This is a genomic window from Bacillus sp. 22483 (assembly GCF_052044605.1).
GTDB lineage: Bacteria > Bacillota > Bacilli > Bacillales > Bacillaceae > Bacillus > Bacillus altitudinis.
Map to the genome: position 1 here is coordinate 13,263 of NZ_JBQENU010000001.1, position 16,872 is coordinate 30,134.

Consider the following 16,872-nt stretch of genomic DNA (forward strand, 5'->3'; position numbering starts at 1 on the left):
GATATTATGTCATAGGGGCTATAGGATTTTGCATTAATAGGCAGCAACAATAAACTTAAAAGGCTTACAAAAAACAAAACAAGTTTTTTATATCAATACCTCCAACATAACATTTACTATATAAAATTATGATAATTGGAAGTTTAATGGAAATCAAGAGATAGTTTTGTATTTCTTCACTGTAGTTTTTGGAGGATTAGATTCTTTTAGTTCTTCAAACCAAATTTCTATTTTTTGTCCCGGTTTCAATTTCTGCTTATTTACTTTTGATAGATCAATCACTATAAGATCAGAACTATACTTATCAACAAGAGTAGCCGATTCCAATAGATAATCATTTTTTTTAGGGGTTTTATTGTTAATAAGAAGTAAACCAACGTTCTTTTCTTTGTGTAACAGTATACCTTTAGCAGAGAAAAGCGTTTCTTTTTTTTCACTACTAGGTTCCGTATTAATTTTTTTTTCATTGACGTGAACACAACCTACTAAGAAGAGAGTAAAGATTAAGATTGAAACTTTATAAATATTCAATGTTACTTACAGCTCCTATGATTTAATAAAACTTTGATATTAACATTTTAATCTATAAAATCAATTTTTTGTTAAAAAATTTAAAATGAAGATATTAAAATCACGTTCTTTTTAGCGCCCAAGCTTTTCGAAAATTAAAAAGCTTTATTCATTTTTAAGAGTATTAGAAATCTTAATCATGACAATCAATATTATATATTTTACTTAATGGCAAACTTTCGGTAAAGTTCAAATTGAACCTATATATATAATTCCTATCGAATTAATCTATGTTTATATTCCTTGTGAGGTGGATATTGTTGCAACTTCATGTATTGAACAGTCCGTTTAGCCAGGAGCAGGCAGAGTTACTCAATCAGCTGCTTCCGACTTTAACAGATCAGCAAAAAATTTGGCTTACTGGTTATTTATCAGCGCAGGCAGCGCTTGCCGGCTCAGAAGCTGTCACTCCGGCGCCTTCTGCCGCAGCATCTGCCCAGCCTGTGAGCAAAGATGTGACCGTGCTTTATGGGTCGCAAACAGGCAATTCCGAAGGGTTAGCAAAAAAGACAGCCCAGCATCTTGAAGAGAAAGGCTTTCAAGTGACGCTCTCTTCTATGTCCGATTTTAAACCGAATAATCTGAAAAAAATAAACAATTTACTGGTCATTGTCAGCACACATGGCGAAGGAGATCCGCCGGATAATGCCCTTTCGTTCCATGAATATGTTCACGGCAGACGAGCGCCAAAGCTCGATCATTTAAGCTTTTCTGTCCTTTCATTAGGTGACAGCTCATACGAATTCTTCTGTCAGACAGGAAAAGAATTTGACGAACGCTTCCTAGAGCTTGGCGGTACTCGCCTGTTTGACCGAGTGGATTGTGACCTTGATTATGATGAGCCGTTTTCAGAATGGCTTCAAGGTGTTGCCTCTTCTTTGAGTGAAGGTGAAGCTGTATCACTGCCGCAAGAATCAGCGGGAGCCAACAGTACGGCCGTTTCTGAATATTCCAGAACGAATCCTTTTTATGCTGAAGTTCTTGAAAATATCAACTTAAATGGGCGTGGATCTAATAAAGAAACACGTCACTTAGAGCTTTCGCTTGAAGGTTCAGGTCTCGTGTATGAGCCAGGTGACAGCCTTGGCATTTATCCGACAAATGATCCTGCGCTTGTCGACGAACTGATTCAAACATGCGGGTGGAATGCAGAAGAATCCGTCACCGTTCATAAAAATGGAGACACTCTTCCTTTAAAAGAAGCACTCACCTCGCATTTTGAGATCACGGTTTTAACAAAACCACTTCTTCAAAAGATCGCTGAACTGACAAAAAGTGAATCCTTGCATGCCCTTTTAGAAGAAGGAAACGAAGAAAAACTGAAAGAATATATCGCAGGCCGGGACTTAGTAGATGCAGCTCGTGATTTCGGTCCTTTTGAAGGAACCGCCGCAGACTTCACGTCCATTTTAAGAAAAATCCCTGCACGCCTTTATTCCATTGCAAGCAGTCTCAAAGCAAATGACGAAGAGGTTCATTTGACGATAGGTGCTGTTAGATATGATGCGCACGGAAGAGAACGCCAAGGTGTCTGCTCGATTTTATGTGCAGAGCGCTTGCAGCCAGGTGATACGTTACCTGTTTATATTCAGCACAACCAAAACTTTAAGCTTCCTCAAGATCCAGATGCACCGATCATTATGGTAGGACCAGGCACAGGCATCGCCCCTTTCCGTTCATTTATGCAGGAGCGTGAGGAAATGGGTGCAAACGGAAAGTCATGGTTATTCTTCGGTGATCAGCATTTTGTGACGGATTTCTTATACCAAACGGAATGGCAAAAGTGGTTAAAAGATGGCGTCTTAACGAAAATGGACGTGGCTTTTTCAAGAGATACTGAGGAAAAAGTATATGTCCAGCACCAAATGAAGAAACAAAGCAAAGAATTATTTGAATGGCTTGAGCAAGGTGCTTACGTGTATATTTGCGGAGATGAAAAGCATATGGCGCATGATGTCCACAATACCCTTCTATCCATCATTCAAGAAGAAGGTGCGATGAGCAAAGAAAAAGCAGAAAGCTATCTTGCCAACTTACAGCAGCAAAAACGCTATCAGCGTGACGTTTATTGATTTGATGCTTGAAAGAAAGGAGCTTTTACTTACATGGTGAAGACAGCATTAACAGCGCCGGATGGACCTCCGAGCGACGTAGAGGAAATCAAAGAAAAAAGTGATTATTTACGGGGTACGTTAAAAGAAGTGATGCTTGATCCGATCTCAGCGGGAATTCCGGATGATGACAACCGTCTGATGAAGCATCACGGCAGCTACTTACAAGATGATCGTGATCTGAGAAATGAACGACAAAAACAAAAGCTTGAGCCTGCCTATCAATTTATGCTGCGTGTCCGTCTGCCTGGCGGAATCGCCACATCTAAGCAGTGGCTTGTGATGGATGAGCTTGCTCACAAATACGGAAACGGTACGTTAAAGCTGACTACTCGTGAAACCTTTCAGCTTCACGGTATTTTAAAATGGAATATGAAAAAAACCATTCAAGACATTCATTCTACTATGCTTGATACAATCGCTGCTTGCGGAGACGTGAACCGGAATGTCATGTGTACATCAAACCCCTATCAATCAGAAGTGCACCATGATGTATACGAGCTGGCGAAAAAATTAAGTGATGACCTGCTCCCGCAAACAAGAGCTTATCACGAAATTTGGCTTGATGAGGAAAAGGTTGCGGCAACGCCAGATACGGAAGTTGAACCGATGTATGGTCCGCATTATTTGCCAAGGAAATTCAAAATTGGCGTGGCGGTCCCTCCTGCTAATGACATTGATGTTTTTTCGCAGGATTTAGGCTTTATTGCCATTATCGAAAACGATCAACTGGTCGGTTTTAATGTCGCAATTGGCGGCGGAATGGGTATGACGCATGGTGATACAGCGACTTATCCGCAGCTTGCAAAGGTCATCGGCTTTTGTACACCTGAACAGGTCGTAGAAATTGCCAAACAAGTCATCACCATTCAGCGTGACTACGGAAACCGTTCCGTGCGAAAAAATGCCCGCTTTAAATATACGGTGGACCGCCTTGGTCTTGAGAATGTAAAAGAAGAGCTTGAGCGCCGTCTTGGGTTTACTCTTTTAGAGGCAAAGGATTATCACTTTGATCATAACGGTGACCGTTATGGCTGGGTAAAAGGCATTAATGGCAGATGGCATTATACGATGTTTGTAGAAGGCGGACGCATCACAGATTATGATGATTATCCGCTGATGACAGGCATCCGCGAAATCGCCAAAGTTCATACAGGTGACTTCCGTTTAACCGCCAATCAGAATTTAATCATTGGGAATGTGACAACTCATAAAAAGAAACAAATCGAACAGCTCATTCAGAAGTTTGGTTTATCAGACGGCCAGCAGCACTCCGCCCTGCGCCGCAGCTCAATGGCTTGTGTATCTTTGCCAACTTGCGGTTTAGCGATGGCTGAAGCAGAGCGCTACCTTCCTCGATTGATTGATAAAATCGAAGACATCGTTGAAGAAAACGGATTAAGTGATAAAGAAATCACCATTCGAATGACTGGTTGTCCAAATGGCTGTGCTCGTCATGCGCTTGGAGAGATTGGATTTATCGGAAAATCACCTGGTAAGTATAATATGTATCTTGGTGCCGCATTTGATGGCAGCAGATTAAGTAAATTATACCGTGAAAATGTGGGTGAGGAAGACATTTTAAAAGAACTTGGCTCTATTCTCCCCCGCTACGCAAAAGAACGAGAAGAAAATGAACATTTCGGCGATTTTGTCATTCGTGCAGGGATTGTGAAAGAGACAACAGATGGAACGAATTTTCATGTGCAATAAAAAGAGACAGGAACCATCCTGTCTCAGATTGTTGACAAAGGGCTAAAATGAACTTTATTTTAGCCCTTTGTCTTCTTTTCAGCGTGATAGAAAACCTTTGCAGCCCTAGGAAGGACGAGCATCGGCGCGGAGCGAATTTAACATTCGTGAGCACCGAAGCGCAGGACTGACACCGAATGCGAGGGTTTGCCTACACGCTGAGACAGGAACCATCCTGTCTTTTTTATTTTTTCTGTTTCTTATTCAAGTATTCGGTCAGACTCTTATATACATCTGGATTGTCTAATGAAGATAGATCTGGTGAAGGCTGCTCTTCAAACGCCCCTTTAAGTAAACGTCGTACGATTTTTCCATTCCTTGTTTTCGGCAAAGCTGAAATGAGATGAACTTCTTTTGGTGTGAGCGCTTTTCCGGCATGTGAACCAACATGGGCTGAAAGCTCTTGGATAAGGGCTGCTTCTTCAAAAGCATGCGGACTGGTCACGATGAAACAGACGAGCGCCTCCCCTTTCACCTCATCCTTTACCCCAATCACAGCGGCTTCATGCACGGCAGGATGCCAGGTAAGGATGGATTCAATTTCAGCTGGCCCGATGCGTTTCCCTGCTGTATTAATGACATCATCCGATCTGCCGGTGATGTGGAATTCTCCGTCCTCTGTTTGCATGACCCAATCTCCATGTGTCCATACACCATCAAATCGTTTGAAATACGTATCTTCATAACGCTCCGGTTCGTTCCAAAAACCACATGTCATGCCGACCCATGGCTTTTTCACCACAAGCTCCCCTACCTCATTCATCACGCTTTGCCCAGCTTCATTGTATACATCTGCCGCCATTCCTAAGATCGCCGCATTAAAGAGAATCGGTTTGATGGGTCGAAGCAGCGTACTGCCTACAATGCCACCAGAAACCTCGGTTCCTCCTGAATAATTTAAGATGGGAATGTTCTTTTGACCAATGGTGTGAAATAACCATTGCCACGGAGCTTCATTCCACGGCTCCCCAGTAGAAATAATGGCTTTGACATGCGGTAACTCGACCCCATCAATCGATTGCTGCATCGCAGAACGAACAAATGTAGGGGAAAGTCCAAAATGAGTGACTTTCTTCTCGTGGATGAATGACCAGAGCTGCTGCTCATCTGGATAATCGGGAGCGCCGTCATATAAAACGATGGCAGCGCCATTGATCAAGCCGCCAAAGACGAGGAATGGCCCCATCATCCAGCCCATATCAGTCAGCCAAAACAACCGGTCTCCTTTTGCCACATCCATACATAGCCCGGCATCAAAAGCTGCCTTTATCGGAAAGCCTGCGTGTGTATGAACGGCTCCCTTTGGTGTGCCGGTTGTGCCTGACGTATACAAGATCATCAGCGGGTCTTCATTTGTGACATAGGTCGCGCCGGTGATCGGCTGTTCTTTTAACAAATCATTCAGCAGGACATCGCCCTGATATCCGGTATGAGAGGAAGTGTGCACAATCACTTTTTGCACAGTTGTGGTTTTGTTGATGGCATCAGCCACACATTCCCGCATGTTGATCGTTTTCCCTCGCCGCATCATTTTATTCGCTGTGACGACTATGGATGCGCCTGACGCACGTATGCGTACAGTGAGTGGCTCGCTTCCATAGCCTGAGAAGACTGGGCTGAAAATCACACCAATCTTTGCAAAGGCAAGCATGACGGCGACCGTTTCTGGAAGCATTGGCATATAGATGATGGCTACATCCCCTTTTTGAAGTCCTTCTTTCAAAAAGCCAGCTGCAAGACGGCTCACTTTCTCTTGAAGTTCGAGAAATGACCATTTCTTTTCTTCACCGGCTTCATTGCTCCAAATGATGGCGGGCTGATGCTTCGTCTCTTCTTTTTCTGCCCATTTTTCCACAGCCGTTTCGGTGATGTTTAGTGTGCCGCCCTGATACCATTTCGGCCACATCAATGAGTGGTGACCTAATGCCGCTTCATATGGTTTTTTCCACTGAATGCCGACCGCCTTCTCCGCTTCTCTCCAAAACCAGTCTGTGCGATCAATACTGGCTTGATAGAATGAGTCATACGTAGAAAAACCAAGAGATTTCATCCACTGATGCAAACGTGTTTTTTGGCTCTGCTTTTCTTCCGGTATCCATTCTGGTTTCAGGTTGATCATGAGATCTGCCCCCTTTAGACCGGATAGACCGGATGTTTTCGTTTCGTAAATGTCATGTCTTTCGATGAATAGGCTACTAATCTATGACAAAGTTCCGTTCTTAGACGGTCAAATGGGATGACGCCATCGACAATCATTTCAGAGGCAAGCTCATAGATATTCATATCTTCCTGGTATTCCTTCCGTTTCTCTTGTATAAATGAAGCCCTCTCTTCGGGCGGGAGTTCTGCAATTTTATTTGCATAGACGGCATTTACAGCGGCTTCTGGACCCATCACAGCGATTTGCGCCGATGGAAGAGCGAGACAGCAGTCTGGCTCAAAAGCAGGGCCTGCCATTGCATATAGTCCTGCTCCGTATGCTTTACGGACGATGACGGATATTTTCGGAACGGTCGCCTCTGACATAGCGGAGATCATTTTTGCCCCATGACGAATAATGCCGGCTTGTTCCACTTTTGTTCCAATCATAAATCCTGGTATGTCCGCAAGAAAGAGCAGCGGGATATGAAAGGCATCACAGAGCTGAATAAACTTGGCGGCTTTATCAGCTGAGTCGTGGAATAATACGCCGCCTTTGACCCTTGGCTGATTGGCAATGAGACCGATAGGCTGACCGTTCATTCTGCCAAAGCCGGTGATTAACTCTGCGGCAAACAGCTTTTTGATTTCAAAAAATGACCCTTCATCAATCAGTAAATCGATGAGTTGATACATATCAAATGGGGTATTCTGGCCTTTAGGGATTAAGTCTTGGATGGTAATTTCAGATGGTTTAGGTGCTTTTGCTGCTGTCATTTTTGGTTTTTCTGTATAGTTGGCAGGCATATAGGTTAAATAATCACGTGCAATTTGAATGGCCTCTTCCTCTGTTTTGGCTAATATATCTCCGCATCCAGAAATGCTGCAATGCATTTTCGCACCGCCCATTTCCTCAAGTGATACTTTTTCACCGATCACCATTTCAGCCATTCGCGGCGAGCCTAAATACATAGAGGCATTTCCTTCGACCATGACGACAATGTCACAAAAAGCAGGGATATACGCACCACCGGCTGCAGATGGACCGAAGAGTAAACAAATTTGTGGGATACGCCCAGACAGCTTGACTTGGTTATAAAAAATGCGCCCTGCTCCTCTTCTGCCTGGGAACATGGCGATTTGATCAGTGATTCTTGCACCCGCAGAATCGACTAGATACAGCATAGGACAATTGAGTTTCTTGGCCGTTTCTTGAATTCGAATGATTTTTTCTACTGTTTTGACGCCCCACGATCCTGCTTTAACCGTAGAGTCGTTTGCCATGACGCAAACAGTCTGCCCATTCATACGCCCGGTTCCTGTGACGACACCATCTGCTGGTAAATGTTCATCTTTGCACTCTGCAAACATGGCATCTTCAATGAAAGAATCCTCATCTAATAACAAATGGAGGCGATCACGGACAAATAATTTTCCTTTTTCTTTGTTTTTTTGATGGTAGCGTTCTGCCCCGCCCTTTTCAATTTGTTGTTTTTTTAATTCATATTCTTCGATCATAAACATACCCCTCTCTTGCTATTTCCCTCTGTAATAAGGCGTTCGTTTTTCTTGAAAAGCCTTGAGACCTTCTAGTCGATCTTCTGTATGAATTAGCCGAAGATAGGCTTCGTATTCTTTCGTCAGCCCTGTTTGCAAATCGTGATCAAGGCTGGATTGAATGGCTTGTTTTGCTTCTTTTAAAGCAATCGGTCCATTCTTGGTGATTTGTTTTGCGAGTGTGATGGCATCATTCATCAGTGAATCGGCTGTAGAGATACGTTCAATCAGTCCGATTTGAACGGCTTCTTCTGCTCGTAAAGAAGTGCCTGTGAAGATCATTTCTTTCGCTTTCCCGGGTCCGATCAGGCGCGGAAGTCTTTGTGTGCCCCCTGCTCCCGGCAGGATAGCTAGTCCTGTTTCCGGCAGGCCGAGCGCTGCACCCGCTCTTGCGATGCGGAGATCACAGGCGAGCGCGAGCTCAAGACCTCCGCCAAGTGCGTGTCCGTTTATCACGGCAATGACAGGAACAGGCAAAGATTCAATGTCTGTAAAGGTTTGCTGAATGGTCAGAACGGCTTCTTTGGCTTCTTGTTCTGTCATTAATCGCCGTTCTTTTAAGTCTGCTCCTGCGCAAAAAACTTTAGCGCCAGCTCCTGTCATGAGCAAAGAGCGAATGTTTGCATCATGTTTGATTTCTTGAATCGTTTGATTGATTTCCTCTAGCATAGCAGCTGATAGAGCATTGGCTTGTGCTGGTCTGTTTAAGGTCATGATGCCAATGTGATCATCTTGTATTGAAAAATTGACCAATGATGTCATGTGATTCACCCTTTATCAAGTAGTGTGAGACTGAAAAGCGCGTAAACAGTGACTTGGCAGGGTTCGATCCACTTTTGCTTCAATCCATTCAGCCGCTTTGATCAAGCGAGGGAGGTCGACATTTGTTTCGATCCCGAGTTTGTGAAGCATGTGTACCACGTCTTCTGTCGCCACGTTTCCGCTGGAGCCAGGTGCATAAGGACAGCCGCCAAGCCCCCCGCTAGAGGCATCAAACATGGTGATGCCGGCTTTTAATGCTGTATAAATATTGGCAAGCCCCATTCCTTTCGTATCATGAAAATGAAGCGCGATTTTATCAGCAGGAAAGCGTTCAAGTAAAAGGTCTAACCGTCTTTCTACTTGCAGCGGATGGGCTTCCCCAATGGTATCCCCAAGTGATATTTCATCAATGCCGAAGGACAGCAACTGTTCCGTTAATCGCAGCACTTGGTCCATCGGTACTTGTCTTTCATAAGGACATCCAAACACGGTTGAAATATAGGCCCGCGTTTGCCGTCCTTCTGCTTTTAAATCGGCTGTCATTTGTTTGATCACAGGCAATGTTTCCTGTATAGATCGATTCATATTCTTTTTGTTATGTGTCTCACTCGCTGAGATAAACATAGCCCCTAGCTCAAGGTTTGCTTCAAAAAAATGAGCTAACCCCTTTTCATTTGGGATGAGTGCGGCATAGGTAATATCCTCTTTTTTGTTTAATGATTGGGCTAATTCTTTGGCGTCTTTTAAGGCTGGAACCCATTTCGGATGAACAAATGAGGTGACTTCAATATAAGGAAGATGGGCTTCTTCGAGTAAATGGATCCATGTTCGCTTCTCCATTGTGTCCAGCCAAACGGATTCATTTTGCAGGCCATCGCGCGGGCCGACCTCTCTAATGAGCACGTTTTTTGGTAATGCCATGCGGCTTTCCCCCTATTCTGTCAGCTCTAAAAGTACCTCTCCCTCGTCAACAAAGTCCCCCTCCGCCTTATACACTTTACTGATCACACCTGCTTCTTCTGCAACAATGGGAATCTCCATTTTCATCGATTCTAAGATGGCGACTTCCTGTCCTTTTTGCACATCATCACCCTGTTTCACAAGAAGCTTCCATAAGTTTCCGGCCATTTGTATCGTGACAGTTTTCATGAACGGTTTTCCTCCCTTTTTTTCATCAGATAATCGGTTGTGATGCTGCCATGTAAAAAGGCAGTTGATTCGGCCATTTCCTTTAAAAGCGGTACATTGGTTTTGATCCCTTCTATTTCATATGCTTGTAATGCTGCTTTTAATCGTTCTATGGCGAGTTTTCGAGTATCACCGTACACAATCATTTTCGCAATCATTGGATCGTAAAATGGGGTAATGACACTTCCGCTCGTTACGCTTGACTCATGACGGATATATGGGGCATCAGGTGTAGAAAGCCGAGTGATCGTGCCTGGCGAAGGGTAAAATGTCACAGGGTCTTCAGCGTATATTCTAACTTCAATCGCGTGCCCAATTTGATGAATATCCTCTTGGCTGAAGGACAGGGGCTCTAATGCTGCAATTTTTAGCTGCTCCTCGACAAGGTCAATCCCGGTAATTTCTTCAGTGACAGGGTGTTCTACTTGCAATCTCGTATTCATTTCTAAGAAATAAAATTGCTGGTTTTGATCGACTAAACATTCAATCGTGCCCGCATTTTCATACCCAATCGCTTTGGCAGCTTTGACGGCCATCTGTCCCATTTGCTGTCTCACAGTTTCTTCAAGACAGACGGCTGGTGCCTCTTCAACAATTTTCTGATGTCTTCTTTGGAGTGAACAATCTCTTTCAAATAAGTGAACGCCGTGACCGAACGAATCAAAAAGAACTTGAATTTCGATGTGCCGTGCGTGTTCAATCACCTTTTCCATGTACAACGTACCGTCTTGAAAGAAACTTTGTGCTCTTTTTTGATTTCCTTCAAACGCTCGATGCAGTTCTTCGTCATTGCGGACGAGCTGCATACCAATCCCACCGCCACCACTCGATGCTTTTAGCATAATGGGATAGCCGAGTGTCTGTGCTTTATGAACACCTTCGTCTGCATCATGGAGCGGGGCTGAAACACCAGGAACGATTGGAATGCCCGCTTGTTCCATCGTTTTTCTCGCTTCAATTTTATTTCCCATCTGCTGAATGACTTGTGCAGATGGTCCAATAAAGGCAATGCCTTCGCTCCGGCAGCGTTCAGAAAATGCCGCATTTTCTGATAAAAGACCATACCCTGGGTGGATAGCATCAGCATTTGTTTGTTTGGCAACCTTAATGATCGCTTCCATGTTTAAATAGCTTTCAGAAACTTTAGCGCCGCCGATATAATAAGCGCTGTCTGCTTCTTGCACATGAAGTGCATGCTGATCAGCCTCTGAATAAACGGCAACGGTTTTGATTCCGAGCCGTTTACATGTCCGAATCACTCTACGGGCAATTTCGCCTCGATTGGCGATCAATACTTGTTCAAACATCGCTGCCTTCACTCCTTTATTAGATCAAGCGCCTGCTTTTTCAAGCGGAATTTCTGAATTTTGCCTGAGGCGGTCATTGGGTACTCATCTGTAATGAAAAAGTATTTCGGAATTTTGTAGCGTGCCATTTGCGACTGACAATAGCTCGTTAATGTCTCAATTGAGACCGACTTCCCTTGTTTCAGCCGAATGAATGCGGCTGCTTCCTCGCCGTATGTCTCGTCAGGAATACCAACAACCTGTGCGTCAAGAATGGCAGGATGAGTGTATAGGACATCCTCAATCTCTTTTGGGTACACATTCTCTCCGCCTCTGATGATCATATCTTTGAGCCGACCTGTGATTTTCACATAACCGTCATGATCCATCTCAGCTAAATCCCCTGTATGAAGCCATCCGTCCTCATCAATGACTTCATTTGTTGCTTCTTCGTTTTTATAATAGCCCTTCATGACATGGTAACCTCTTGTACAAAGCTCTCCTTGCTGTCCTCTAGGCACTTCTTCTGATGTCCCTGGTAAAGCAATTTTGACTTCAATTTGAGGAAGCGCACGTCCGACCGTTTGAACGCGTCTTTCAAACGAATCATCCGTTCTTGTTTGGGTAATGACGGGTGAACTTTCGGTTTGACCATAGGCAATCGTGAGCTCTCTTAGTCCCATTTTTTCAATGACTGCTTTCATGACGTGGGATGGGCAGAGTGAACCGGCCATAATCCCCGTTCGTAATGTGGACAGGTCATAAGAGTGGAAATTTGGATGATCGAGCTCTGCGATGAACATGGTTGGTACACCGTGAAGAACCGTGCATTTTTCTTTTTCTACTGTTTGAAGGACTCGTTCTGGATGGAATGATTCAAGTGGAATGATCGTTCCCCCTTTTGTGAGACAAGCAAGTACACCAAGAACAGAGCCGAAGCAATGAAAAAATGGTACTGGGATACACATACGGTCCTGCTCTGTTAATTTCATACAATCTGCGATCTGACTCGCATTACAGACGATGTTTGTGTGGCTGAGCATGACGCCTTTTGGATAGCCGGTTGTGCCTGAAGTGTACTGCATATTAATAACGTCATCAGGCGTGAGCTCATTCATTCGCTTCTCCCATTGATGATCTTCGGTTCTTTTGGCTGCCACTTGAAGACGATCCCAGCTGAGCATGCCGTTTGGTACATGCTGACCGATATAGATACATCTTTTTAAATAAGGAAATTGTGTGGAAGTGATCTCCTCTTGATGAGCGGTTTGAAGTTCTGGAATCAGCTCTTCAAGCATGTTGACATAGGACGTTTCTTTAAAGCCGTCTACAATAAACAACATTTTGCTGTCAGAATGCTTGAGTAAATAGGCGAGTTCCTGTGATTGAAAATTGGTATTCACAGTGACAAGAACAGCACCAATGGAGGCGCAGGCAAATTGAAGAATGAGCCATTCAGGTATATTTGGTGCCATAATGGCGATGTGATCTCCCTTTTGAACCCCTAATGCCATGAGACCTTTACCTGTTTCCTTGACCTCTTGATAAAACGCTTCGTACGAATAACGTAAAGAACGTTCTGGGTAAACAATGGCTTCATGTGCTGGATGCTGTTCTTTTTTTTCTCTTAATAGGGAGCCAATCGTTTGCGGGTGAATCGACATCATTGCTTTCCTCCCTCATATATAGTAAGCGTTTTCATTGAGGTATTACGCTAATAACTGTCTTGCGATCACGAGCCGCTGAATTTCAGAGGTCCCTTCTCCGATTTCCATGAGCTTGGCATCTCTCACAAGTCGTTCAACACCGCATTCTTTCATATAGCCTGTTCCGCCATGAATTTGGACAGCATCAAGACTTGCTTTTGTAGCCATTTCTGAAGCAAACAGTTTGGCATAGGCTGCTTCTTTTGTAAATGGTTTGCCTTGATCTTTCAGCCAAGCGGCTTTCCAGACCATTTGTCTTGCAAGCTCTATTTGCATCGCCATATCCGCCAGCTTAAACTGAATGGCCTGGAAGGATGAGAGCGTCTTTCCAAATTGCTTTCTTTCTTTTGCATAGGAAAGTGAAGCATCAAGTGCAGCTTGTGCAATTCCGACAGATAAGGCTGCAATGGAAATTCGTCCACCGTCCAATGTATATAAAAATTGCTTGAATCCTTTCGATTTGTCTCCCAATATATGATGCGCTGGTACACGCACTTCGTCTAAAATGATTTCAGCCGTATCTGAACCGCGAACCCCCATTTTGTCATATGGGTTTGTAATCGACAGTCCCTTTTGCCCTTTCTCTACAATAAAGGCGGAGATGATCGGACGTCCGTTTTCATCATGATCTGTCACAGCGGTGACAATAATCGTTCTGGCATAATTGGCATTTGTGATCCAGCACTTTTCCCCACTGATGACATATTCTTGTCCGTCTTTAATGGCTTTTGTTTTTGTTCCTTTTGCATCTGATCCGGCATTTGGTTCTGTTAATCCGAAGGAGCCAAGCGCTGTTCCAGAGGCTAATGGAACAAGATGGTCCATCTTTTGCTCCTCCGTGCCGAAGTAATAAAGTGGACTTGCGCCTAAGGAAACCGCTGCGGCATAACTTAGACCTGTACTGGCACACTGCTTGCCAATTTCCTCTACTGCCAGTGCATACGAGATCGTATCGCCTCCAGAACCTCCATATTTCTCTGGAAAGGGTATACCCATAAAACCGAGCTCCCCCATTTTTTGAAATGTGTTCACCGGAAATACTGCCTGTTCATCAACTGTTTGGGCGTGTGGTGCAATTTCTGTTTTTGCAAATTCTTTGACCATCTGACGGATCATTTGCTGCTCTTTCGTTAATTCAAAATCCATTTTGCTTCCTCCTTTGGCGCTTTTCTATCATATTTATTATTGAAATAGCTGCTTCATGCCAAGCTTGATTGAATTCAGAAAATTAAAATAAAAATAGTAGAAAAATAGAGAAAGCAAAAAAGCATAAATGGAGGAAACCCCTCATTTATGCTGTCTTTGTTATTTTACTGTTTTTGTAGAAGGTTTGCTTTCATGATGAAGGCGATTGAGTGCTGTCACTTTATAGGTATAGCTCTTCTTTTGATTTGCTAAAATGTCTTTCGTTTGTGTGAAGGAACCTGTTTCTTTTCTGACCGTTTGCACAAATTCGTATGTCCCTTTATTCGACAATCGATAGACTGCATAATAGGATGCACTAGAGCGCGGATCATTTTGTATCTGTAAAACTGCACCATCCTCTGTCTTTTTCACAGATTGAATGATTGGTTTTTTTGGCGCTTTTTGATGAAGCCATGGCATCTCTGGTATGAGAGCCGGTTTACTATAGGTTTCTTCTATTAATCGTTTCTTTACATTCAAGGGATTCCGATTGATATCTTTCAGACTAAAATGCATGCTTCCTTGTACGAGCTGTGACTGCCTGTTCAGCTCGATCTGGCGAAAATATTCCTCAGGATCAGACCAAGCAGGATCACTGTTTTGATTGATTTTATACGTCGCTTGACCAATGTACAAGTGAACAGGCTGCCCCTTCACTTCATTTGACCACCATTTCGTCAGCACATCATAGGCAGCGGGCTGAAAGCCGATACTCCAATAAATTTGCGGGGTGATATAATCAATATGGTGCTGCTGTATCCACTCTCTTGTATCAGCATACAAATCATCATAATTGGTCATCCCTGCAGTTGTGTTTGAACCGGTTGGGTCATCTTTTATGTTGCGCCATACACCAAATGGGCTAATGCCAAATTTCACATACGGTTTTTCTTTCTTAATGGTGTTATTGATCTGCTTCACTAGCTCGTTCACATTATCCCTTCGCCAATCTTCTATATGAGTGAACTTCTTCCCGTAAGTTTCATACGTTTCTTGATCTGGAAATGGCACACCAGCGATTTTATTCGGGTAAAAATAATCATCCATATGCACCGCATCAATATCGTAGTTTTTCACTACTTCCTCTATCCCGTCAACAATGAAGTCCTGAGCATCAGGAATGCCTGGATTAAAGTACAGCTGATTTCCGTAGGCGATGGTCCACTCAGGGTGTGCTTTTGCAGGATGATCGTCTGATAACCGGTTGAGATCGGTATGATTCATGGTGATTCGATAAGGGTTAAACCAAGCATGAAATTCAAGGCCGCGTTTATGTGCTTCTTCTATCATAAATTCAAGCGGGTCATATCCAGGGTCTTTCCCTTGTGTACCAGTCAAATATTCAGACCATGGACCAAATTTTGATGGATAAAAGGCATCTGCTGTTGGTTTAATTTGCATGATGACGGCGTTCATATTCATCGCTTTGATGTCGTCTAACAGTTGAATGAACTCTTGTTTCTGCTCATCTCTGGGCAGTCCTTTCTTTGAAGGCCAATCTAAGTTATAAACTGATGCGACCCACACTGCACGCATCTCCCTTGTGCTCTCAAGCTTCCCTTTTGGCATCGAACGAGCTAGACTGCTAGACGGAATCAATAAGAAGACACCCATGAAAACTAGTGTCAGAACCGTCATACTGATCTTTTTCAGCATGTTTTGCATCACCTCATATTAAGTTTATTCTGCGTTTTGTGATGGAATGCCAGCAGATGGTGTAAGCAAGATGTTTTTTACTTTAAGCAGCTGAGCTTGCGGGACGTCGCAGGCTTCTAGTAAATACCGCTCTGCATTTCCGTATGTATCCATCATCTCATTCAGTACATCTTCAAGATAATCTTGCTGCACACCGAGCAGGGGCTGAATTTGTTCTTTTGACACCCGATATAAACTCATCATGCGAACAAATCGTTCTTGTCTTTTCACTAGCATTTTCACGCCTTCATTGGAACGCATGTATTCACTTAAAACGGTATGCACCGGCACACCCGTTGCTAATTGAATAAGAGCAGATAAAAAGCCTGTACGGTCTTTTCCGCTTGTACAGTGAAGCATAAGCGGATAATTTTTTTCATCGGACAGTAATGTAAACAATTGCTGAATCTCTTTTTTTCGCTCATAGAGCATGCTTTGATATACTTCTTTCATGATCGGTGTAAAGGATAGAGATTTTCCTTCTGCTATTAGCATACGAAACATGGTCCATTTGCTAGGCATCATGCTGTCAGGCTGCATAGGGATATGAACAATTTTGTCATGTTCCATGATCTTTGGCGGGTGTGATTTTCGTTCTGAGCTTGTACGTAGGTCACAAATCGTTTGAATTCCAAGTGTTGAGAACGTCAATATGTCTTGCTTCGTGAGACGTGATAAATCGGCAGAGCGATAAATCATTCCTTGTTTGATGACCATCTGATCCGTTGTTTGGAGTCCCCCTACTTCTCTAAAATTTGCAAGCTTTGAAAATTGTATGTTGTGTTGATTCATAGAAGTGAAAATCCTTTCTATCCTCTTTTCTCTATCATACGCTTTTATGAAAAATGAGAAAAGATAAGAGAAAAAGATCATTCGATTCTCCCATGTTGATCAGTGACATCTTTTACGTGGAATTATTGT

Annotated in this window: 13 protein-coding genes; 2 read left to right on the forward strand and 11 right to left on the reverse strand. The window is 43.4% G+C overall.

Annotation, left to right across the window (positions count from 1 at the left end; translation table 11 throughout):
* Positions 1-153: 153 nt before the first annotated feature.
* Complete coding sequence (locus ACTJJQ_RS00075; protein ID WP_061419260.1) at positions 154-531, reverse strand: DUF3221 domain-containing protein; 378 nt, start codon at positions 529-531, stop codon at positions 154-156.
* Between the two features lie 299 nt (positions 532-830).
* Here ACTJJQ_RS00075 and ACTJJQ_RS00080 point away from each other — a divergent pair, with 299 nt between their 5' ends.
* The gene (locus tag ACTJJQ_RS00080) at positions 831-2,642 is read left to right on the forward strand and encodes an assimilatory sulfite reductase (NADPH) flavoprotein subunit (protein WP_440599839.1); all 1,812 of its coding nucleotides are present in this window, start codon (positions 831-833) and stop codon (positions 2,640-2,642) included.
* A gap of 33 nt (positions 2,643-2,675) precedes the next feature.
* Complete coding sequence (cysI, locus tag ACTJJQ_RS00085; protein ID WP_440599840.1) at positions 2,676-4,394, forward strand: assimilatory sulfite reductase (NADPH) hemoprotein subunit; 1,719 nt, start codon at positions 2,676-2,678, stop codon at positions 4,392-4,394.
* A 223-nt stretch (positions 4,395-4,617) separates the two neighbouring features.
* Here the strand turns inward: cysI and ACTJJQ_RS00090 are convergent, their stop codons facing one another.
* From ACTJJQ_RS00090 to ACTJJQ_RS00135, 10 genes are all read right to left on the reverse strand, one after another.
* A complete protein-coding gene (locus ACTJJQ_RS00090) occupies positions 4,618-6,552 on the reverse strand; it encodes an AMP-binding protein (protein WP_440599841.1) in 1,935 nt (644 codons plus the stop codon).
* Between the two features lie 14 nt (positions 6,553-6,566).
* Positions 6,567-8,090: an acyl-CoA carboxylase subunit beta gene (locus ACTJJQ_RS00095; protein ID WP_268391074.1), complete on the reverse strand. Its 1,524-nt coding sequence runs from the start codon at positions 8,088-8,090 to the stop codon at positions 6,567-6,569.
* Between the two features lie 18 nt (positions 8,091-8,108).
* Positions 8,109-8,891, reverse strand: coding sequence for an enoyl-CoA hydratase (locus ACTJJQ_RS00100; RefSeq protein ID WP_056703166.1), 783 nt, complete (start codon positions 8,889-8,891; stop codon positions 8,109-8,111).
* Between the two features lie 15 nt (positions 8,892-8,906).
* The gene (locus ACTJJQ_RS00105) at positions 8,907-9,812 is read right to left on the reverse strand and encodes a hydroxymethylglutaryl-CoA lyase (RefSeq protein ID WP_057079455.1); all 906 of its coding nucleotides are present in this window, start codon (positions 9,810-9,812) and stop codon (positions 8,907-8,909) included.
* Positions 9,813-9,824: 12 nt separating this feature from the next.
* On the reverse strand, positions 9,825-10,040 hold the full coding sequence (locus tag ACTJJQ_RS00110; protein WP_008346646.1) for an acetyl-CoA carboxylase biotin carboxyl carrier protein subunit: 216 nt from the start codon (positions 10,038-10,040) through the stop codon (positions 9,825-9,827).
* Entirely contained in the window at positions 10,037-11,386 is a 1,350-nt protein-coding gene (locus ACTJJQ_RS00115) for an acetyl-CoA carboxylase biotin carboxylase subunit (RefSeq protein WP_440599842.1), read from the reverse strand. The genes ACTJJQ_RS00110 and ACTJJQ_RS00115 overlap by 4 nt, the downstream gene beginning before the upstream one ends.
* A gap of 8 nt (positions 11,387-11,394) precedes the next feature.
* Positions 11,395-13,032 carry an AMP-binding protein gene (locus ACTJJQ_RS00120; protein ID WP_440599843.1) on the reverse strand — a complete coding sequence of 546 codons (1,638 nt, stop codon included), beginning with the start codon at positions 13,030-13,032 and terminating at the stop codon, positions 11,395-11,397.
* A 42-nt stretch (positions 13,033-13,074) separates the two neighbouring features.
* Entirely contained in the window at positions 13,075-14,217 is a 1,143-nt protein-coding gene (locus ACTJJQ_RS00125) for an acyl-CoA dehydrogenase family protein (protein WP_024718287.1), read from the reverse strand.
* 159 nt (positions 14,218-14,376) lie between these two features.
* On the reverse strand, positions 14,377-15,912 hold the full coding sequence (locus ACTJJQ_RS00130; protein ID WP_440599844.1) for a glycoside hydrolase family 10 protein: 1,536 nt from the start codon (positions 15,910-15,912) through the stop codon (positions 14,377-14,379).
* Between the two features lie 24 nt (positions 15,913-15,936).
* The gene (locus ACTJJQ_RS00135) at positions 15,937-16,824 is read right to left on the reverse strand and encodes a tyrosine-protein phosphatase (protein WP_440599845.1); all 888 of its coding nucleotides are present in this window, start codon (positions 16,822-16,824) and stop codon (positions 15,937-15,939) included.
* Between the last annotated feature and the right edge of the window lie 48 nt (positions 16,825-16,872).